Source organism: Paraburkholderia phenoliruptrix, from assembly GCF_902859825.1.
In the GTDB taxonomy this organism is placed as follows: Bacteria; Pseudomonadota; Gammaproteobacteria; order Burkholderiales; family Burkholderiaceae; genus Paraburkholderia; species Paraburkholderia phenoliruptrix.
Genome location: NZ_CADIKB010000024.1, coordinates 60,158 through 80,499 on the forward strand (window position 1 = coordinate 60,158; position 20,342 = coordinate 80,499).

Sequence of the window (20,342 nt, forward strand, 5' to 3'; positions counted from 1 at the left end):
GCGAGCGCGCGCCGCGTGCCAATCAGCCGAACGGCCAGGGGCGCTTCGGGCGCCCCGCGCAAGGGCGCGCCGCTATAATGAATTCCACCTTGTTCCACTGCCCGCCCCGAGCGGTTACTCCTGCCAGCCTATGCGCTTCGACCTCGAGCGGCCTTCGCAGAACGCCGCGTCGCACCGTGTTGCCGTGCTGCTGATCAATCTCGGCACGCCCGACGCGCCAACGCCGCGCGCGGTTCGCCGCTATCTCGCCCAGTTCCTGTCCGATCCGCGGGTGGTGGAGATTCCGGCGCTTTTGTGGCAGGTCATTCTGCGGCTGCTGATCTTGCCGTTCAGGGGGCGGGCGTCCGCGAGAAAATATGCGGCGGTGTGGATGCCGGAGGGCTCGCCGCTGCGCGTCTACACGGAAAAGCAGGTGGAGGGCTTGCGTCATCTGCTGCAGCTGAACGACTACACGGTGCTTGTCGACTACGCGATGCGTTACGGCACGCCCGGCATTCCCGCCATGCTGAATCAACTGAAGCTCGCGGGCGCCGAGCGCGTGCTGCTCATGCCCATGTACCCGCAATACTCGTCGTCGACCACGGCAACTGCTTTCGACGACGCCTTTTCCGCGCTCAAGCGCATGCGCAACCAGCCGGAAATCCGCACGGTGCGTCAATACGCCGATCATCCCGCGTACATTTCGGCACTTGCCGCGCAGGTGCATCAATACTGGCACCTCCACGGCAGGCCGGATTTTGCGGCGGGCGACAAGCTGATCTTGAGCTTTCATGGCGTGCCGAAGCGCACGCTCGATCTCGGCGACCCTTACCACGACCAATGCCAGAGCACGGGCGCACTGCTCATGCAGGCGCTTGGATTGACGCCGGTGGAATGCCGCATTACCTTCCAGTCGCGTTTCGGAAAGGCCGAATGGCTACAGCCCTATACGGCGCCCACGCTGAAGGAACTGGGTGCGGCAGGCGTACGGCGTGCTGATGTGTTTTGTCCGGGCTTTACTGCCGACTGCCTGGAGACAATTGAAGAAATCGGCATCGAAGTGCGCGACGAGTTCCTGCACGCCGGCGGCAAGGAGTTCCACCGCATTCCTTGCCTGAACGCGTCGCAGGCGTGGATTGCCGCGCTCGGCGAAATCGTCGCGCAAAACCTGCAAGGCTGGCCGGTGCAAGCGGTCCCCGTACCGCATAACACAGCGGCTTGACGAGACTGATGAATTACAGGATTTCAACCGAACCGGGCGCGAAGCTGCGCATCGACAAATGGCTCTGGGCGGCGCGCTTTTTCAAGACGCGCTCGCTCGCCGCGGATGCCGTCGAAAAAGGCCGGGTGCGCATCGGCGGGGCGAGTGTGAAGCCGGCCAAGGACGTGCGGGTCGGCGACCTCGTCGAAATCGAGATCGAGCGCCTGGTGTGGCAGGTGCAGGTACTGGGCGTGTGCGACGTGCGCGGCCCGGCGACCGTGGCGCAGACGCTCTATGCGGAAACCGCCGAAAGCCGCGCGAAGCGCGAAGCCGAACACGAGCGCCGCAAGACGTATCGCGAGCCGGCCGAGGCGCTGCACGGCCGGCCGACCAAGCGCGACCGCCGCATTATCGACAGATTTTCAGGTGGGGATTGAACAGTTGTTCGATGGTCGCGTTCACGCCGCCGTATTCGGTGGTGTGATCGTTGACCGCCCCGGACATACAGATGGTCGTGGTGCCCGCAACGAGTACCAGTGCGACCACCGAGATTGCAAAGGTCAGCTTCACGGTACCCCCTTTTTGGGATGGTGCAGAAAAGGAACGAGCTAGCCGGGTGGAAATTGCAAAGGGGCGGAAAGGATTACGTCAGATTAGGGTTAACGAGGTTTTTCCGCGCGTAACTGGAGCATAGGTCACTTGTTTGCTGCGCTCAATCTGAATCTGATTGCGTCGCGCTAATGGTTGTAACCGTGCATTTCCGCCAGCGGGCCGCCGCTTTGAAAATTTCTGGGGAGGCGCTTGAAACGGGCGTCCGCGGCCCCATCTGCCGTTCCAATACGTGGTGGCGCGTCTGAACTTCTGTCGCGATTTTGCAACGCACAAATCGCCTGCAGGCTCATGCTTCGCCGCCACCGTTGGCTTTTAAATTTTTAACGACTTTCAGCGACATGGAAAACACGCAAGAGAACCCGACGAGCCAGAATCCCACGCCCGCGGACGAGACCGCGCGCCCGGCCGCCGAGGCGGCCACGCCCGAGCAGGAAGCCGCAGCGAGCGTCGCCACGGACGCGCCGGCAGCGGGTGCCGAAGCTGCGTTGGCCGAAGCGGAGGCGAAGATCGCCGAATTGCAGGAGAGCTTCCTGCGCGCCAAAGCCGAGACCGAAAACGTGCGCCGTCGCGCGCAGGAAGACGTCGCGAAAGCGCATAAGTTCGCAATCGAGAGCTTCGCGGAACATCTGCTGCCGGTGGTCGACAGTCTGGAAGCTGCCGTTGCCCATTCTTCGGACGACCTCGTGAAAGTGCGCGAAGGCGTCGAACTCACGCTGCGCCAACTGACCGGCGCGCTGGAAAAGGGCCGCGTCGTCGCACTGAATCCGGTTGGCGAGAAGTTCGACCCGCACCGCCATCAGGCTATTTCGATGGTGCCGGCGGACCAGGAGCCCAACACCGTGGTCGCCGTCTTGCAAAAAGGCTTTGTGATCGCCGACCGCGTGCTGCGTCCGGCGCTCGTGACGGTGGCCGCGCCGAAGTAAGTTTGCAAACCCGTCAGGCTCGCCGCAGGCGTTCCGCCGTCAGATAGCAGCTGGGACTCCGTCAGCAGGTGAACACCGTCATGGCCAATGTTCCCGTCGACGCGACTGCGTTTTCGGTATTCGACATGAAGGAGCTGAGCGCCGAATCGTTCGACGCCGGCCTCGCCGAGGCTGGCGACGCGCTAGCGGTCGTGTTTTTCTGGGGCGTCGACTGCTTCAACTGCGAGGTCGCCAAGAAAGCCATGCTGGCGCAGCCGGAGGCGATTCGCGCGCTGGACCTGCGGTGGTTTCACAGCAATGTCTACGAGCACCGCGAGCTGGGCCGGCGCTTCATGCTTCACGGCGTGCCCACGTGGTTCTTCTTTTATCGCGGCAAACGGCTTGGCCGGGCGACCGGCTGGCATGGTCTGGGGCAGTTCGAGGCTGCGGTGGCCGCGGCGCGGGAGAAGATCCGGGCCGGCGCGACGCCCGGCGGCGTGTCTGGCAACGGCGCGCAGGCAGGCGGCGCGGCTCCGGCCAGGACTTCGGGCAAGGCTTCGGCTAAGACTTCGGGCGAGGGCTCGGCCGATTGAAAAAAATTAAAGACCGCATCGTAAAAGAGGTCTTGAAAACGATGCGGACGCACTTATGTTGAGTGCAGGTATGAATTCAGGGCGGATCGCCTTGCCGCCGAACCGGCAAACAGGGCGCTTCCCGCAGCGATCAAAGTCAGGAGATTAGTAAAAATGGGCAAAATCATCGGTATCGACCTCGGCACGACCAACTCGTGCGTGGCGATCATGGAAGGCAACACGACCAAGGTGATCGAGAACTCGGAAGGTGCGCGCACCACGCCGTCGATCATTGCTTACATGGAAGACGGCGAGATTCTCGTCGGCGCGCCTGCCAAGCGTCAGTCGGTCACCAACCCGAAGAACACGCTGTACGCGGTGAAGCGCCTGATCGGCCGCCGCTTTGAAGAAAAAGAAGTGCAGAAAGACATCGGTCTGATGCCGTATAAGATCATGAAGGCCGACAACGGCGACGCATGGATCGAAGTGCGCGACCAGAAGCTCGCTCCGCCGCAAATCTCGGCGGAAGTGCTGCGCAAGATGAAGAAGACCGCTGAAGACTACCTCGGCGAGCCGGTCACGGAAGCGGTGATCACGGTTCCCGCGTACTTCAATGACAGCCAGCGTCAGGCCACCAAAGATGCCGGCCGCATCGCCGGTCTGGAAGTGAAGCGCATCATCAACGAGCCGACCGCAGCGGCTCTGGCGTTCGGCCTCGACAAGAATGAGAAGGGCGACCGCAAGATCGCGGTGTATGACTTGGGCGGCGGTACGTTCGACATCTCGATCATCGAAATCGCGGACGTCGACGGCGAAAAGCAGTTCGAAGTGCTGTCCACGAACGGTGACACGTTCCTTGGCGGCGAAGACTTCGACCAGCGCATCATCGACTACATCATCGGCGAGTTCAAGAAAGAGCAGGGCGTCGATCTGTCGAAAGACGTGCTCGCGCTGCAGCGCCTGAAGGAATCGGCTGAAAAGGCCAAGATCGAGCTGTCGTCGAGCCAGCAGACCGAAATCAACCTGCCTTACATCACGGCTGACGCGTCGGGTCCGAAGCACCTGAACCTGAAAATCACGCGCGCCAAGCTGGAAGCGCTGGTTGAGGACCTGATCGAACGCACGATCGAACCGTGCCGCATGGCGATCAAGGACGCGGGCGTGAAGGTCGGCGAAATCGACGACGTGATTCTGGTCGGCGGTATGACCCGTATGCCGAAGGTGCAGGAGAAGGTGAAGGAATTCTTCGGCAAGGACCCGCGCCGCGACGTGAACCCGGACGAAGCCGTGGCGGTTGGCGCCGCGATTCAAGGTCAGGTCCTGTCGGGCGACCGCAAGGACGTTCTGCTGCTCGACGTGACCCCGCTGTCGCTCGGCATCGAAACGCTCGGCGGCGTGATGACGAAGATGATCAACAAGAACACCACGATCCCGACCAAGCACTCGCAGGTCTACTCGACGGCTGACGACAATCAGAGCGCCGTGACGATCAAGGTGTATCAGGGCGAACGCGAAATGGCAGCGGGCAACAAGCTGCTCGGCGAGTTCAACCTGGAAGGCATTCCGCCCGCACCGCGCGGCACGCCGCAGATCGAGGTGAGCTTCGACATCGACGCGAACGGCATTCTGCACGTCGGCGCGAAGGACAAGGCGACCGGCAAGGAAAACCGCATCACGATCAAGGCGAACTCGGGTCTGTCCGAAGCCGAAATCGAGAAGATGGTGAAGGACGCCGAAGCGAACGCGGAAGAAGATCATAAGCTGCGTGAGCTGGCCGACGCCCGCAATCAGGGTGACGCGCTCGTCCACAGCACGAAGAAGGCGCTCACGGAATACGGCGACAAGCTGGAAGCCGGCGAGAAGGAAAAGATCGAAACCGCGCTGAAGGAGCTGGAAGACACGCTCAAGAGCGGTTCGGCGGACAAGGCCGCGATCGAAGCGAAGATCGAAGCAGTCGCCACCGCCTCGCAGAAGATGGGCGAGAAGATGTACGCCGACATGCAGGCTTCGCAAGGCGCCGAAGCTGCGGCAGCAGGGGCGGCGGGCGCGAGCGCGGGTGCCTCGGCGGGTGGCGCGAGCCAGCAGCAGGACGACGTGGTCGACGCCGAGTTCAAGGAAGTCAAGAAAGACTAAAGCCAGGTCGCATTCCGACCGTAAAGCCGCACACGGATCATGTGTGCGGCCCGGCTGCACAAGGGACCGCGACCTTCCGGACGCGGGAACGTGCAAGAGCGGTTATCACGCCTGGCGAGCCTTTTAGGCTCTCCGGGCACATTTGTTTTATGGAGGGCGTTGTTTTTAGCCGCATTCAGGCGGCATGAGCAGCGGCCGGACGAGTCGTGAGACTCCAGCATTCAAGAGGAGCCACCGCGCGGCACTCTCGCGGGGGGCGTTGAACCGATATGGCGAAACGGGATTACTACGAGGTTCTGGGCGTCGCAAAGAACGCAAGCGACGACGAAATCAAGAAGGCTTATCGCAAGCTGGCGATGAAGCACCACCCCGACCGCAATCCGGGCAACAAGGATGCGGAAGAGCATTTCAAGGAGGTGAAGGAAGCCTACGAAATGCTCTCGGACTCGCAAAAGCGTGCCGCGTACGACCAGTATGGTCACGCGGGCGTCGATCCGAACATGGGCGGCGCCGGCGCGCAGGGCTTCGGCGGTTTTGCCGATGCCTTCGGCGATATTTTCGGCGACATCTTCGGTCAGGCGGCCGGCGGCGCGGCGCGCGGCGGCGGCCGTGCGGGCCCGCAGGTGTATCGCGGCGCGGACTTGCGCTACAGCATGGAAATCACGCTGGAACAGGCGGCGCATGGTTACGACACGCAGATCCGCGTGCCGAGCTGGGTGTCGTGCGAAGTCTGTCACGGGTCGGGCGCGAAGCCAGGCACCAAGCCGGAAACCTGTCCGACCTGCAGCGGCTCGGGCGCGGTGCGCATGTCGCAAGGCTTTTTCAGCATTCAGCAAACCTGTCCGAAGTGCCACGGCACCGGCACCTATATTCCTGAGCCGTGCGGCCACTGCCACGGCGCGGGCAAGGTGAAGGAAACCAAGACGCTCGAAGTCAAGATTCCGGCAGGTATCGACGACGGCATGCGCATCCGTTCCGCCGGCAATGGCGAGCCGGGCATCAACGGCGGGCCGTCGGGCGATCTGTACGTCGAGATTCACATCAAGCAGCACGCGGTGTTCGAGCGCGACGGCGACGACCTGCATTGCCAGATGCCCATTCCGTTCACCACGGCGGCTTTGGGCGGCGAAATCGAAGTACCGACGCTGGCGGGCCGCGCGAGCTTCACGGTGCCCGAAGGCACGCAGTCGGGCAAGACGTTCCGGCTGCGCGGCAAGGGCATCAAGGGACTGCGCTCGAGCATTGCCGGCGATCTGTACGTACACGTGCAGGTGGAAACGCCGGTCAAGCTCACCGAGTCGCAGCGCGACCTGCTCAAGCAGTTCGAGAAAGCACTGGTGGAAGGCGGCGCGCGGCATAGCCCGCAAAGCAAGAGCTGGTTCGACCGGGTGAAGAGCTTCTTCGATTAACGGCGGTTTGAAGTCGGCGGTAAGCATGACGGCAGAGGGGCGCGGCGCGGTGTTTGCATTGCTCGATGACTGCGACGCGTCCGCGGCGCGCCGCTTAAGCCGTCTTTACACGGGCTTCGTGCATGAGCGCGTGTGCGCGGACGCCGCGCAACTGGAAGCGGTTTGCGAAGCAGCGGCCGCCGACATGCAGGCGGGCCTCTATGCCATCGTGCTCGCCGACTACGAGCTCGGCCGGCATCTTCTCGACGGAGCATCGGCGCCGTCTTTCAAAACGCAGCATGGCGATGCCACGCTGCGCTTTTTATTGTTCGAACGCTGTGAAAAGCTTTCGCGCGATGAGGTCGAGACGTGGCTCGTGAGGCAGGACGGCGGACTCGCTGAGCCGTCGGTGGCGGGCACGGCCAATGTGCGTGAAAGCGTCGAGGCTGAAGAATTCAATGCGGCCATCGGCGCAATTCATGCCGCGTTGCGCGCAGGCGATTCCTATCAGGTCAATTACACCTACCGGCTCGGTTTCGACGTGTTCGGCTCGCCTGTCGCACTGTACCGGCGGCTGCGGGCCCGTCAGCCGGTTCGCTACGGCGCGCTGATCGCGCTGCCGGGCGGCGCGTGGGTGCTGTCGTGTTCGCCGGAGCTCTTCGTCGAGAAACACGGTGCTATGTTGCGCGCGCGTCCGATGAAAGGCACGGCGCCGCGCTCGGCGGATTCCGCAACCGACCGCGCCGCGGCCGAATTCCTCGGCAGCGATCCGAAAAATCGCGCCGAAAACGTGATGATCGTCGATCTGCTGCGCAACGACCTGTCACGCGTCGCGCAGACGGGATCGGTCAAGGTGCCGGCGTTGTTTTCCGTCGAGCCGTACGCCTCCGTTTGGCAGATGACCTCGACGGTCGAGGCGGCTTTGCGGCCCGGCACGTCATTCGCTGGCATACTGCGCGCGCTCTTTCCGTGCGGCTCGATCACCGGCGCGCCGAAGCATCGCACGATGCAGTTGATCGACGAACTGGAAAGCACGCCGCGCGGGCTGTACACGGGCGCGATCGGCTGGCTGGACGCGGCTTGCGAGCCGGCGGGCGCCGATCAGAATGCCGGCGGCGACTTCTGCATGTCCGTGGCCATCCGCACGCTGACGCTGAAACCGTCGGCGCAAGCGGACGTGTTGTGCGGCACGATGGGTGTGGGCGCGGGCATCGTGCTCGACAGCGTCGCGCAGGATGAACACGCCGAGTGTCGATTGAAAGCGCGCTTTCTGACGGGCGCGGAGCCCGGCTTCGAGCTCTTCGAAACCCTCTATGCGACGCGTGAAGAGGGCGTGCGCCATCTGCCGCGCCATCTCGCGAGACTGTCAGCGAGCGCCGCCACACTTGGTTTTCCATTCGATGCAAAAGCCATCGGCGCGCAGATTGCGGCACAGTGCGCGTCCTTGCCCGCGCAAACTGCCCACCGCATGCGTCTCGCGTTAGCCAAAAGCGGCGCGACGCAGATCACAACGGCGGTCCTGACGCCGCTGGCCGAGCCGACGGTCGGCGTGCTGCTTGCAAGCGACCATGATTTCGCGACCATGCAAGCCGGCGATCCGCTCTTGCGCCACAAGACCACGCGCCGCGCCGAGTACGACCGCGGCTGGCGCGAGGCGGAGGCGAAGGGCGCTTTCGATATGCTCTTCTTCAACGAACGCGGCGAGTTGACGGAAGGCGGCCGGTCGAATGTGTTCGTGAGGCTGGCGGGACGCTGGTGGACGCCGCCGCTTAGCTCCGGCGTGTTGCCGGGCGTGATGCGAGGGGTGTTGCTCGAGGAAGACACGAGCCTGCACGCGGCCGAGAGAGTGTTGACGCGGGCGGACGTAATGAATGCCGAAGCGCTGATGATCTGCAATGCGCTACGTGGGGCGCTGCCCGCGCGGGTTATTCGGTAGGGCACGGGTTATTCGGTAGGGCACGGGCCCATGCCTCCCGCGCCCGCTGGAAGCTCGAGGAATTCGACAACGCGCCCACAAGCCATCTCGGCGCCTCATTCTCAAAACGTGTGCTCAGGCCCAGGAAACGTCCCATCCTTCACCGCGCGCACATAAGCTTCCACCGCCGCGAGAATGCTCGGTTGTCCTTGCATGAAATCCTTCACGAAGCGCGGGCGTTTGCCGGGAAAAATCCCCAGCATGTCGTGCAGCACCAGCACCTGACCCGAGCAGTCGAGCCCCGCGCCGATGCCGATAGTCGGAATGCGCAACTGCTTTGTGACCTCGCCTGCGAGCAGCGTCGGTATGGCTTCCATCACGATGAGCTGCGCGCCTGCCGCCTGCATCGCCAGCGAGTCGCGCAGCAACTGGCTCGCGCCTTCCTCGGTCTTGCCTTGCACCTTGAAGCCGCCGAAGGCGTGCACCGATTGCGGCGTCAATCCAACGTGCGCGCACACCGGAATCGAGCGTTCGACCAGAAAGCGCACAGTGTCGCCGAGCCACTCGCCGCCTTCCAGCTTGACCATTTGCGCGCCGGCGCGCATCAATTCGACAGAGCTTCGATAGGCTTCTTCGCGCGTGCCGTAAGTGCCGAACGGCAAGTCGGCCACGATCAATGCCGACGGGCGCGCGCGCGCCACGCTGGCCGTGTGATAGGCAATGTCGGCGAGCGAAACCGGCAGCGTGGTCGCCTGCCCTTGCAACACATTGCCCAGCGAGTCGCCGATCAGCAGAACATCGACGCCCGCGCGATCGAGCAGCGCAGCGAAGCTGGCGTCGTAACAGGTGAGCATGGCGATTTTCTCGCCCGCGTCCCGCATTGCCTGCAGTTTCGGCACGGTGATCGCATTCCGGCTCGTTTCCTGCAAATAGGTCATGGGTCAATCCGTTGAAAGAGAAGCGCGCGCCGCTTAGAGCGACGTGCCTTTGACAAAGAATTCCTTGCGGCCGCGCATGGTTTCGATGCGTTCGGCGAGCAGCGCAAGGTCCGCGTCGGAGTCGAGCGGATTCAGATGTTCGGCGTTGACCGTGAGCACGGGCGTGCGGTCGTAGTGATAGAAAAACTCGTTGTACGCGTCGCAGAGCGCATGCAGATAGGCGTCGGAAATTTGCAGCTCCATCGGCACGGCGCGTTTCTGGATGCGCGAGAACAGCACCTCGGGACTTGCCTGCAGATACACGACGAAGTCCGGCGCCGGCGCGCTCACCTCGAGCCGCGCGGCGAGCGCGCGGTACAAATTCCACTCGTCTTCCTGCAGCGTGAGGCGCGCGAAGATGTCGTTCTTCTGCGTCATGAAGTCGGCGATGAGCGGCGTGCCCGCCACCTGCGCCGCGCTCACTTCCTGCGCCTGCTGCGCGCGTTGCAGCGCGAAATGCAATTGCGCGGGCAGCGCATAGCGTGCGGTGTCGCGATAAAAGCGTTCGAGGAAGGGATTGTCCTGCGGCCGCTCGAACAGTTCCTGCATCGACCAGCGTTGCGCGAGGCGCCGCGCGAGTGAAGTCTTGCCGACGCCGATCGGGCCTTCGATCGCCAGGTAGCCAAACGGAGGCCGCAATTGCGGCGCGGTGACGGTGAGCGGTGGTGAATTCATTCGCAGCGGCCCTTGCCGGCGTTGAGTGCATTGAGCGTCGGGCACTGGCACGGCCCTTTGACTTTTTCGATGCGCTGCTCGCGCACGCCCTCGAGCAGCGCGTCGGCGCGGCCGTGCCGCGGAATGACCAGCGCGGCGTCGATCTCGACGAGCGGCACCAGCGCAAACGCGCGTTCGACAAGGCGGGGATGCGGAACGATCAGATCGGCTTCGTCGATGGATTGATCGCCGTAGAGCAGGATGTCCAGATCGAGCGTTCGCGGCGCGTTCCGAAAGGGCCGCTCCCGGCCGAACTGATGCTCGATCTTATGGCACAGCGCGAGCAGATGGCGCACGGGGAGCGTCGTGTCGAGCTTCACCACGCAGTTGAAATAGTCGTCACCGCCCGCGTCGATCGGGGCAGTGCGATACAGGCTCGACTTGGCGAGCACGGTGATGGTGTGCTGTTGTGCGAGGCACACCACCGCGTCTTTCAGGGTCTGGCGCGCGTCCCCGAGATTCGCGCCCAAGCCGAGATAAGCAACCGTCATGGCATAACTTCCTGCAACTATCGTTCGACGGCTTCAGCAAACGCTGCGTCAGTCTTCATGCGGGCTGTCGTGGCCCGCTTCGGTATCCGCGCGTTCGGCTGGCGTGCCGCCCTCCATTCCGTCGCCCGATTTGCGGTTCCTGGCGCCACCGCCGCGCCGCCGTCGTTTTCTGGGGCTTCGGTCCTTCCCGCCTTGCGTGAGCAGTGCTTCACGCGCCGCGACGTCTCCTTCGATGAACTCCCTCCACCACGCTCCGACCGACTCGTCGAGTTCGCCCGATTCGCAGCGCAACAGGAGGAAATCATACCCCGCTCTAAATCTTTGGTGTTCCAGCAGCTTCAGCGCGCTCCTTCCCGAACGTTTTTCCAGACGAAGCTGCAAGCCCCAGATCTCGCGCATGTCGGACGAAAAACGCTTGTGGATGGCGAGCTTCTCGGTCTGCATGTCGAGCACTTCGTCCATCGCGCGATGCAGCGCGGGCACCGGATATTCGCCGTTCGCCTCGAATTTCTGCCAGCGCTGCTGCACGTCGTGCCAGAGCAGCGTGGCGAACAGGAAGCCGGGCGACACGGGTTTGCCGGCGCGCACGCGCGCGTCCGTATTGTTGAGCGCGAGGGTGATGAATTTCTCGCCGGTGGGCTGTTCGAGCACCACGTCGAGCAAAGGCAGAAGCCCGTGATGCAGGCCTTCCTGGCGCAGCCGCTTCAGACAGGCCAGCGCGTGGCCGGAGAGCATCAGCTTCAGCATTTCGTCGAAAAGACGCGCGGCCGGCACGTTGTTGATCAGGTCGGCCATTTTCGCGATGGGTGCGCGGGTCGCGTCGTCGATCTCGAAGTCGAGCTTGGCGGCGAAACGCACGACGCGCAGCATGCGCACCGGATCTTCGCGATAACGCGTGGCAGGATCGCCGATCATGCGCAACAGGCGCGCGCGCACGTCGGCCATGCCGTTGTGGTAGTCCAGCACGGTTTCCGTGGCCGGATCGTAGTACATCGCGTTGATCGTGAAGTCACGGCGCGTGGCGTCTTCGTGCTGCTCCCCCCACACGTTGTCGCGCAGCACGCGGCCGCTCGCGTCCACGGCGTGCGTACGGCGGTCGAGTTCGTCGCGCTTCAGACGGCGCGGCGGCGCCGCGTCCGCCGCGGGCGGATCGACGAGCGCGCGGAACGTCGAGGTTTCGATGATTTCCTGGCCGAACTGCACGTGCACGATCTGAAACCGGCGCCCGATAATGCGCGCGCGGCGGAACAGCTTCTGCACCTGCTCGGGCGTGGCGTCGGTGGCGACGTCGAAATCCTTCGGCTTGATGCCGAGCAGCAGATCGCGCACCGCGCCGCCGACGATAAATGCCCGGTGCCCCGCCTGTTGCAGCCCTTCGGTCACACGAATCGCGTTGCGCGAGATGAGCGTAGGGTCGATGCCGTGCACGTCGTGCGGAATGATGACCGGCACGTCGGGGTCGCGCACCGGCTTGGCTGCGGCGCTGCCGCGGGCCGGCTTGCGGCGCGCGCGGCCGGCCCCCGCGGCGCCCTGTGCATTGCGTGCCGGTGCGCTGCCGGTTTCGTCTGCGTCGGCTTCAGCCGGCAGCGTCTCGTCGGCGGATGCGGTGTCCTGGCCGAATAGCTTGCGAATGAGTTTTTTGATCACGTGGGTTGAAAGAGTTCGAGGATGCGCCAGCCTTTGGCCTGTGCATGGGCACGCAACGTGTCGTCGGGATTGGTCGCGATCGGGTCGGTGACCTTTTCGAGCAGCGGAATGTCGTTGTGCGAATCGCTGTAGAAAAAGCTGCGCTCAAAGTCGCTCCAGCTCTTGCCGAGCGACGCGAGCCATGCCTCAGTGCGCACGATCTTGCCTTCCTTGTAGCTCGGGGTGCCCGTGGGCCGGCCCGTGTAGGCCGAGTGCGGGTGGCCGTCGACGGTTTCCGCTTCGCAGGCGATGAGCGTATCCACGCCGAACGCGCTTGCAATGGGACGGGTGATGAATTCGTTGGTGGCGGTGACCACGCAGCACAGGTCGCCGGCTTCGCGGTGCCGCTTGACCAGTTCGACCGCCGCCGGGAGGATGGCCGGCGTAATCACCTCATGCATGTACTGCGCGTGAAAGTCCGCGAGTTGCGCGCGCGTGTATTTGGCGAGCGGCGTGAGCATGGCGATCAGATAGGCGTGGATGTCGAGCTTGCCGGCCTTGTAGTCGGCGTAGAAGCGGTCGTTGTCACGGGCGAAATTTTCGGCGTCGACCATGCCGTGTTTCACCATGAAGCGGCCCCATTCGTGGTCGCTGTCGGTGGGAATGAGCGTGTGATCGAGGTCGAAGAGTGCGAGATTAGCCATGGGGGTCTATTTTACTTGAAGCGGCGGACGACGCGGCGGGGCCCTCCTGGCCCGGCGAAGCCAGCATTGTGCGCAAAAGCGGCAGCGTCACCGCGCGCTTCTGTTCGAGCGAAAAGCGGTCGAGCGCGTCGAGAAGCGCCATCAGGCTCGGCATGTCGCGGCGAAAATGCGTGAGCAGATAGGCGGGGACGTCGTCGGCGAGCATGATGCCGCGCTCGCGCGCCGCGCGTTTCAACACGGCGGCCTTGGCTTCGTCCGGCAGCGGCGCGAGATGGAACACGAGGCCCCAGCCGAGCCGCGTGCGCAGGTCCTCGCGCACCGTCATGCCGATGGGCGGCGCGTTGCCGGCGGCGACGAGCGCGCTCGTCGGATGCGCGCGCACCTCGTTGAAGAGATTGAACACGGCGATCTGCTGCGCGGCGGAGAGGCCGTCGCAATCGTCGATCGCATAGAGCGCGATGCGCGGGTCGAAGCCGAACGCGGCGAGGCTGCTTTGCGGACCCGCGAAGCGCGCGTGGCCCGGCGGCGCTTCGTGCACGAGCGCCTGCAGCAGGTGCGTGCGGCCGCTGCCCGCTTCGCCCCAGATGTAGAAGGTACGATCGGCGACAGGACCGGCGGCGAGCGCGCTGTCGAGCTCGCGCAAGCGCGTGACGAGCTCGGCATTGGTGCCGGCGAAAAAATTCTCGAATGTCGATGGCGGCGGCGTGCCGAGATCGAGCGTCAGTTGACGAAGCACAGTAGGTGAATGCCGAAAGTAGAACTCGCGTCGCGAAGCGCCTTGCGAGCCGGAACTGCGAAGCGGAATGTCAATTGTTGTAGAGCGTGCTTTCCAGATAGCTTTGCCGCAACTCGCGCACGGCCACCGACAAAATCGCGCTGACCGGCAACGCGAGCAGCACGCCGAAAAAGCCGAACAGCTGCCCAAACGCGAGCAACGCGAAAATGACCGCCAGCGGGTGCAGGCCGATCCGCTCGCCGACGAGGCGCGGCGTGAGGAAAAAGCTCTCCACGATCTGGCCCACGCCGTAAATCACCGCGACCGCGCCGAAACCGTACCAGTTGCCGAATTGCAGCAGCGCGGCGAGCAGCGCGAGCGCAAGACCGGTCGCGAAGCCGACGTACGGAATGAACACCGCGAGTCCCGTGAAAATGCCGACCGGCAGCGCGATCTCGAAGCCGGCGAGGGTGAGCGCAACCGCGTAAAACACGGCGAGCACGCCCATCACCAGCAACTGGCCGCGCAGGTATTGCGACAGCATCTGATCCATGTCGCGCGCGAGTTGCAGCGTCTTGACGAGCCAGCGCCGCGGCACCACGGCCTGCGCGCGCAGCAGCATGCGGTTCCAGTCGTACAGCAGATAGAACAGCACGAGCGGCACCAGAATCAGATTGCCGATCACCGTCATCATGACGTTGCCGCTCGTCACGATCGAGGTCCACGCATAACGTGCTACCGTCTGCGCGCTGCCTTCGAGCTGTCCCATGACGAGGTCGCGCACGCTCGCGAAGTCGAGCGAATCGGCGAGGCCGAGCAGCGCGAGCTTGGGCTGCAGCCACGCGTTGATATGGGCGAACAGCACGGGCACCTGCTGCCGCAACTGCGGGCCTTCTTTCTGGACCACGGCGAACACGAGCAGCACGAGCAACGTCATGAGCAGCGTGAAGAGCAGCATCATCAGCAAGGCCGCGAGCGCGCGCGGCACGCGCCGGCGCACCAGCCACGCGACGCCCGGCTGCAGGATGTACGCGAGAATCGCGCCGAGCAGAAACGGTGTGAGAACCGGACTCAGCAGCCACAGCAGAATGCCGACGCCAAGCGCAATGGCGAGCCAGATGAAGGCGCGGCGCTGCACCGGCGTCAGTATCGAGGAGTTCTGTTGCAAAGTTGTTTCCCAGGTGTCGTCGCGGCATCGGGTAAAATCGCATTTTACCGACCTTCGAGCACTCCCCCCATGAATCAACCGAAATCCGCCCCGAATTCCACTGATTCGGCCCAAGGTTTGTCGTATCGCGACGCCGGCGTGGACATCGACGCGGGCGACGCTCTCGTCGACGCAATCAAGCCCTTTGCCAAAAAGACGATGCGCGACGGCGTGCTGGGCGGCATTGGCGGATTCGGCGCGCTGTTCGAAGTGCCGAAGCGGTACAAGGAACCTGTGCTGGTGTCGGGCACGGACGGCGTGGGCACCAAGCTGCGCCTCGCGTTTCAGTTGAACCGGCACGACACGGTGGGCCAGGATCTGGTCGCCATGAGCGTGAACGACATTCTCGTGCAAGGCGCCGAGCCGCTCTTTTTCCTCGACTACTTCGCGTGCGGCAAGCTGGACGTCGGCACGGCGGCCACGGTCGTGAAGGGCATCGCGCAGGGTTGCGAACTGGCGGGCTGCGCGCTGATCGGCGGGGAAACGGCTGAAATGCCGGGCATGTATCCGGACGGCGAATACGATCTGGCCGGCTTCGCGGTCGGCGCGGTCGAAAAGAGCAAGATTATCGACGGCAGCACGATCGCCCCCGGCGACGTGGTGCTGGGCCTTGCGTCGAGCGGCATCCATTCAAACGGTTTTTCGCTCGTACGCAAGATTATCGAGCGCGCGCAGCCCGATCTGAACGCCGACTTCGACGGCCGTTCGCTCGCCGACGCGCTCATGGCGCCCACGCACATCTACGTGAAGCCGCTCCTCGCGCTCATGCAGCAGATCGCGGTCAAGGGCATGGCGCACATCACGGGCGGCGGGCTCGTCGAAAACATTCCGCGCGTGCTGCGCGAAGGGCTGACCGCGGAGCTCGATCATCGCAGCTGGCCGCTGCCGCCGCTGTTCTCGTGGCTCCAGAAGCACGGCGGCGTCGCGGACGCGGAAATGCATCGCGTATTCAACTGCGGTATCGGCATGGCGGTCGTCGTATCGGCGGCGGATGCCGACGCGGCCATCGGTCTGTTGTCCGCAGCCGGCGAGCAGGTCTGGAAGATCGGTCTGATCCGCGAAAGCGCGGCCGGTGAAGCGCAGACGGTCGTCGTTTAATTGTTCTCTTCAGGCGCGCGGTAGAGCGCCGTAGCCTGCGCGGTGTGACGAGCAGTCGCCCACGCCGCGCGGGTTCCAGCATTGTCGCTGCGTCAGGCCTCGAGCAGCGCTTCGATCATCTCCAGCACGCGCGCCGTCGCGTGCGGATCGCAACAGTCCACCACCACCCGCTCGTTCATGCTGCGCAGCCATGTGAGCTGCCGCTTGCACAGTTGCCGGGTCGCGAAAACGCCCTTGTCCCGCATGGTCGAATAGTCGACGGCGCCGTCCAGATACTCCCAGACCTGCCGGTAGCCGACGCAACGCATGGAAGGCATGTCCGGCGTCAAGTCACCGCGTTCGCGCAGCTTCACCAATTCGTCGACAAAACCGTTGGCCAGCATCGCATCGAAACGTTGCTCGATGCGCGCGTGCAGCACGCTGCGGTCCGACGGCTCAAGCGCGATCGGCACGAAGTGCCATTGGGCGGCGGCTTCGTCGGTGCGCGCGGGGGCGGCGAGCAGCGCGGACATTGCTTCGCCGGTGAGCATGAACACTTCGAGCGCGCGCTGGATGCGCTGCGAATCGTTGGGCGCCAGGCGCGCCGCTGTCGCCGGATCCACCGCGGCAAGCCGCGCGTGCAGCGCGGGCCAGCCGTCGCGCGCCGCGTCGGCGTCCAGCTGCGCGCGCACCGTGGCGTCGGCGGCGGGCAGGTCGTTGAGTCCTTGCGTGAGCGCCCGGTAGTACAACATCGTTCCGCCGACGAGGAGCGGCAGCCGCCCGCGCGCGCTGATTTCGGCGGTGAGGCGCAACGCGTCGGCGCGAAATTGAGCTGCTGAATAGGCGTCGGCGGGATCGACGATATCGATCAGATGGTGCGGCGCCAGCGCGCGCTCCTCGGCGGTCGGCTTGGCGGTGCCAATGTCCATGTTGCGATAGACGAGCGCCGAATCGACGCTCACGATTTCAACCGGCCGCTGTGCCGCCAACGCGAGCGCGGCCGCGGTCTTGCCGGACGCAGTCGGGCCGAGCAGGCAGGGAATCGGCGTGGGGTTGCGTGCAGTCATCGGCGTGCTGGCGCGCGCGGATCGCGTCTCGGGAAGCGCACGGTCACTGTCCGCGCATGAACAGGCGGTCGAGATCGGAGAGCGTCAATTGATACCACGTTGGACGCCCGTGGTTGCATTGATCGGCGCGCTCGGTCGCTTCCATCTGGCGCAGCAGCGCGTTCATCTCATCGAGCGTCAGACGCCGGTTCGCGCGAACCGCGTGATGGCAGGCGAGCGTGCCGAGCAGTTCGTGCTGACGCTCGGTCAGCACGCGCGAGCCGCCGTATGCGTGCAGATCGGACAGCACCGCGCGCGCCAGCGCTTGCAGATCGGCGTCTTTCAGCAACGCCGGCACCGCGCGGATCGCGAGCGTGGTCGGCGACAGTACGGCGAGATCGAAGCCGAGCGCGTCGAGCGTCTCGCGCTCTTCCTCCACAGTGCCGATTTCGACGGGATCGGCCTGCATGGTCTGCGGAATCAGCAGCGGCTGGACGGCGATCGTGCGATCGGCGAGCGCGTTCTTGAATTGCTCGTACAGGATACGCTCGTGTGCCGCGTGCATGTCGACGATCACGAGCCCATGCGCGTTTTGCGCGAGCACGTAGATGCCGTGAATCTGGCCGAGCGCAAAGCCGAGCGGCTGGTCGTCGGCGGGATGGAAGGCGGGCGATGCATGCGGCGCCGACGCGTTGTATGGCGACGGACCTTCGGCGGCGGAATCGCGCGCTTCGAAAAGCGTCGCCCCTTGCGCCGTTGCCGCGCTGCTGTCTTTGCGGCCGAACAGCGCGTCGTAGAAGGCAAGCGGCTGCGCGACCGGCAGCGTGCCTTGCGTCATGCGCGACTGGCGCATCCACGTGTTGCCGGCCTGCGACGCGCTGAAGCCGCTGCCGCTCGAACCGCTCGACGCATTCGCACCGGAGCCGCCCGCGGCGTTCGCGCCGTTCATCGCACCTGATGCCGCGAAGCCCGCGCTCGCCGCAGGCGACGCGCCAAACGAAACCGCTCCATCCGCGGACGCCTGCAGGTGCGCCGCGTGGCCGCCCGCGGTCGTTTCCGGCGACGCGCCCGCGTGACGCGCCAGCGCGCGTTGCACCGCGTGGAAAACGAACTGATGAATCGAGCGCGAATCGCGAAAACGCACTTCGATTTTCGATGGATGCACGTTCACGTCCACCGCTTCGGGCGGCAGGTCGAGAAACAGCACATACGACGGATAACGGTCGCCGTGCAGCACGTCCTCGTAAGCGGCGCGGACGGCGTGCGTGAGCAGCTTGTCGCGCACGAAGCGGCCATTGACGAAGAAATACTGCTGGTCCGAGCGCCCGCGGCTCGCGGTCGGCAGCCCCGCGCAACCGTAGACGGCGAGCGGACCGGCGGACTCGTCGAGCGGTAGATGAGCCGTTGCGAAGGTTTCGCCGAGAATTTTCGCGACGCGGACCGGCGGTTCGCTCGCGTTCCAATGCTCGACTGCCTTGCCGTTGTGCAGGACCGAAATCGCGACATCAGGACGGGCCAGCGCGGCGCGACGGATCTGCTCGAGGCAATGGCCGAGCTCCGTCTGTTCGCTCTTCAGAAACTTGCGGCGCGCGGGCGTATTGAAATACAGCTCGCGGACTTCGATGGTGGTCCCTTGAGTGCCCGCCGCGGGACTCAGGACGCCCGTTTGCGCATCGACACGCACCGCATGCGGCGCGTCGGCCGTGCGGCTCGTGATCGTCATTTGCGCGACCGACGCGATGGAGGCCAGCGCCTCGCCGCGAAACCCGAGCGTCGCGACGGCCTCGAGTTCGGCGAGCGAGCGGATTTTGCTGGTCGCATGGCGCATCAGGGCGAGCGCCAGTTCGTTCTCGGGAATGCCGCAGCCGTCGTCGGTGATCGAGATGCGCTTGACACCGCCTTCATCGAGCATGATGCGCAGCGTACGCGCGCCGGCATCGAGGGCGTTTTCCAGCAATTCCTTGACGACCGAGGCCGGCCGTTCGACCACTTCGCCTGCGGCAATCTGGCTGATGAGCTGATCGGGCAGCGGCTGGATGGCGCGCGGCGGGCGCAGAGCCGCTGTGGCGGCTGTCGTGTCGGCGCGGGCGGGCGTTTCGGAGAATTCGGACATGGCGAAATTATAGCGATTCGGGGGCGGCAGCCCGGAAATGGCGGAAACATGCCGGAGATTTTCCCGGCTCGCTCGGGCACTTTCGGTATCATGACGCGGTCAATTCGCGGCGACGGGCGAGACTTCGCGCCATCGCCCGCCGGTCCGCCGGCGAACCTATCCGCCGCATTCAATCTCGCTTGATAAAGGACGCTTTTTGGACACTCTGCTACATCTCGTCAACCTTGTGCTGCACATCGACAAGTTCCTCGGAGAATTCATCCACGTGTACGGCGCGTGGGTGTATGCGGTCCTGTTCCTGATCGTGTTCTGCGAAACCGGGCTCGTGATTCTGCCGTTTCTGCCGGGCGATTCGCTGCTGTTCATCGGCGGGGCATTTTGTGCGTCTGGACAGATGAATCTGGGTCTGTTGATTTTGCTGCTGTTCGTCGCGGCAACCAGCGGCAATACCGTCAACTACATGATCGGACGAGCGATTGGTCCGAAGGTTTTCAATTCGCGCATTCCGGTGCTGGAGCGTTTTCTTGACCGGCGCGCGCTGCAAAGAACCCACGACTTCTATGAACGGCATGGCGGCAAGACCATCGTGCTCGCGCGCTTCATTCCGGTGGTGCGGACGTTTGCGCCGTTCGTCGCCGGTGCCTCGGAGATGACGGTCAGCCGGTTTCAGCTGTTCAATCTGGCGGGCGCGCTGTTTTGGGTATTGCTGCTTGTCCTGCTCGGCTATTTCTTCGGCAATATTCCGTTTATCCGTCAATATCTGAATGTGATCGTGCTCGTCGGCATTGGCGCGGCGATTGTGCCGGTCGTGCTCGGTGCGCTGTGGAAGATGATGCGCAAGAGCGCGTCGAAGCCGGGCTAACGGGTAAGAGGCATTGCGCGCACGGACTGCTGAGGTTTCCGCATAAGTTTCCGCACGAGTTGCCTATGAAAAAACGGCGTCGCGATTTTCGCGACGCCGTTTTTGTTT

General features: G+C 64.2%; 19 protein-coding genes. 9 read left to right on the forward strand and 10 right to left on the reverse strand.

The annotated features are described in order from the left end of the window. Positions 1-130 precede the first annotated feature (130 nt). Both hemH and HV711_RS21700 read left to right on the forward strand, forming a co-directional pair. The gene (gene hemH / locus HV711_RS21695; RefSeq protein WP_035480126.1) at positions 131-1,201 is read left to right on the forward strand and encodes a ferrochelatase; all 1,071 of its coding nucleotides are present in this window, start codon (positions 131-133) and stop codon (positions 1,199-1,201) included. An 8-nt stretch (positions 1,202-1,209) separates the two neighbouring features. Continuing rightward, complete coding sequence (locus HV711_RS21700) at positions 1,210-1,617, forward strand: RNA-binding S4 domain-containing protein (protein WP_013587178.1); 408 nt, start codon at positions 1,210-1,212, stop codon at positions 1,615-1,617. Here HV711_RS21700 and HV711_RS21705 read toward each other — a convergent pair. Further along, entirely contained in the window at positions 1,589-1,750 is a 162-nt protein-coding gene (locus tag HV711_RS21705) for a hypothetical protein (protein ID WP_013587179.1), read from the reverse strand. The two genes, HV711_RS21700 and HV711_RS21705, sit on opposite strands and share 29 nt — an antisense overlap. Before the next feature lie 380 nt (positions 1,751-2,130). Between HV711_RS21705 and grpE the strand changes: the two genes are divergently transcribed. The 5 genes from grpE to pabB all read left to right on the forward strand — a co-directional run bounded on the left by grpE (position 2,131) and on the right by pabB (position 8,723). Beyond that, complete coding sequence (gene grpE, locus HV711_RS21710; RefSeq protein WP_013587180.1) at positions 2,131-2,715, forward strand: nucleotide exchange factor GrpE; 585 nt, start codon at positions 2,131-2,133, stop codon at positions 2,713-2,715. A gap of 80 nt (positions 2,716-2,795) precedes the next feature. Further along, complete coding sequence (locus HV711_RS21715) at positions 2,796-3,287, forward strand: thioredoxin family protein (protein WP_035480125.1); 492 nt, start codon at positions 2,796-2,798, stop codon at positions 3,285-3,287. A gap of 153 nt (positions 3,288-3,440) precedes the next feature. Further along, positions 3,441-5,399 carry a molecular chaperone DnaK gene (dnaK, locus tag HV711_RS21720; protein ID WP_028361822.1) on the forward strand — a complete coding sequence of 653 codons (1,959 nt, stop codon included), beginning with the start codon at positions 3,441-3,443 and terminating at the stop codon, positions 5,397-5,399. 269 nt (positions 5,400-5,668) lie between these two features. Further along, a complete protein-coding gene (dnaJ, locus tag HV711_RS21725) occupies positions 5,669-6,808 on the forward strand; it encodes a molecular chaperone DnaJ (RefSeq protein ID WP_013587183.1) in 1,140 nt (379 codons plus the stop codon). 25 nt (positions 6,809-6,833) lie between these two features. Beyond that, positions 6,834-8,723 carry an aminodeoxychorismate synthase component I gene (pabB, locus tag HV711_RS21730; protein ID WP_035480123.1) on the forward strand — a complete coding sequence of 630 codons (1,890 nt, stop codon included), beginning with the start codon at positions 6,834-6,836 and terminating at the stop codon, positions 8,721-8,723. Between the two features lie 101 nt (positions 8,724-8,824). On the opposite strand, the gene panB is transcribed toward pabB, so the two are convergent. From panB to HV711_RS21765, 7 genes are all read right to left on the reverse strand, one after another. Continuing rightward, the gene (gene panB, locus HV711_RS21735; protein WP_013587185.1) at positions 8,825-9,640 is read right to left on the reverse strand and encodes a 3-methyl-2-oxobutanoate hydroxymethyltransferase; all 816 of its coding nucleotides are present in this window, start codon (positions 9,638-9,640) and stop codon (positions 8,825-8,827) included. A gap of 33 nt (positions 9,641-9,673) precedes the next feature. Beyond that, entirely contained in the window at positions 9,674-10,354 is a 681-nt protein-coding gene (locus tag HV711_RS21740) for a deoxynucleoside kinase (protein WP_013587186.1), read from the reverse strand. Continuing rightward, complete coding sequence (gene folK / locus HV711_RS21745; RefSeq protein WP_013587187.1) at positions 10,351-10,884, reverse strand: 2-amino-4-hydroxy-6-hydroxymethyldihydropteridine diphosphokinase; 534 nt, start codon at positions 10,882-10,884, stop codon at positions 10,351-10,353. The genes HV711_RS21740 and folK overlap by 4 nt, the downstream gene beginning before the upstream one ends. Positions 10,885-10,932: 48 nt before the next feature. Beyond that, positions 10,933-12,531, reverse strand: a complete 1,599-nt coding sequence (gene pcnB, locus HV711_RS21750; RefSeq protein ID WP_028361825.1) for a polynucleotide adenylyltransferase PcnB — start codon at positions 12,529-12,531, stop codon at positions 10,933-10,935. Beyond that, positions 12,528-13,214: a histidinol-phosphatase gene (locus HV711_RS21755; protein ID WP_013587189.1), complete on the reverse strand. Its 687-nt coding sequence runs from the start codon at positions 13,212-13,214 to the stop codon at positions 12,528-12,530. The genes pcnB and HV711_RS21755 overlap by 4 nt, the downstream gene beginning before the upstream one ends. After that, positions 13,207-13,950, reverse strand: coding sequence for a DnaA regulatory inactivator Hda (gene hda, locus HV711_RS21760; RefSeq protein WP_013587190.1), 744 nt, complete (start codon positions 13,948-13,950; stop codon positions 13,207-13,209). Before hda ends, HV711_RS21755 begins: the two co-directional genes overlap by 8 nt. Positions 13,951-14,020: 70 nt before the next feature. Next, positions 14,021-15,097, reverse strand: a complete 1,077-nt coding sequence (locus HV711_RS21765) for an AI-2E family transporter (RefSeq protein ID WP_035480122.1) — start codon at positions 15,095-15,097, stop codon at positions 14,021-14,023. Between the two features lie 69 nt (positions 15,098-15,166). On the opposite strand from HV711_RS21765, the gene purM reads away from it, so the two are divergent. Beyond that, positions 15,167-16,234, forward strand: coding sequence for a phosphoribosylformylglycinamidine cyclo-ligase (purM, locus tag HV711_RS21770; RefSeq protein ID WP_013587192.1), 1,068 nt, complete (start codon positions 15,167-15,169; stop codon positions 16,232-16,234). A 92-nt stretch (positions 16,235-16,326) separates the two neighbouring features. Here purM and miaA read toward each other — a convergent pair whose 3' ends face one another. Then, positions 16,327-17,280, reverse strand: coding sequence for a tRNA (adenosine(37)-N6)-dimethylallyltransferase MiaA (miaA, locus tag HV711_RS21775; protein ID WP_035480120.1), 954 nt, complete (start codon positions 17,278-17,280; stop codon positions 16,327-16,329). Between the two features lie 43 nt (positions 17,281-17,323). Then, positions 17,324-19,372, reverse strand: a complete 2,049-nt coding sequence (gene mutL / locus HV711_RS21780; RefSeq protein ID WP_035480119.1) for a DNA mismatch repair endonuclease MutL — start codon at positions 19,370-19,372, stop codon at positions 17,324-17,326. Positions 19,373-19,568: 196 nt separating this feature from the next. On the opposite strand from mutL, the gene HV711_RS21785 reads away from it, so the two are divergent. Then, positions 19,569-20,234, forward strand: a complete 666-nt coding sequence (locus tag HV711_RS21785; RefSeq protein ID WP_013587195.1) for a VTT domain-containing protein — start codon at positions 19,569-19,571, stop codon at positions 20,232-20,234. Positions 20,235-20,342: the final 108 nt, after the last annotated feature.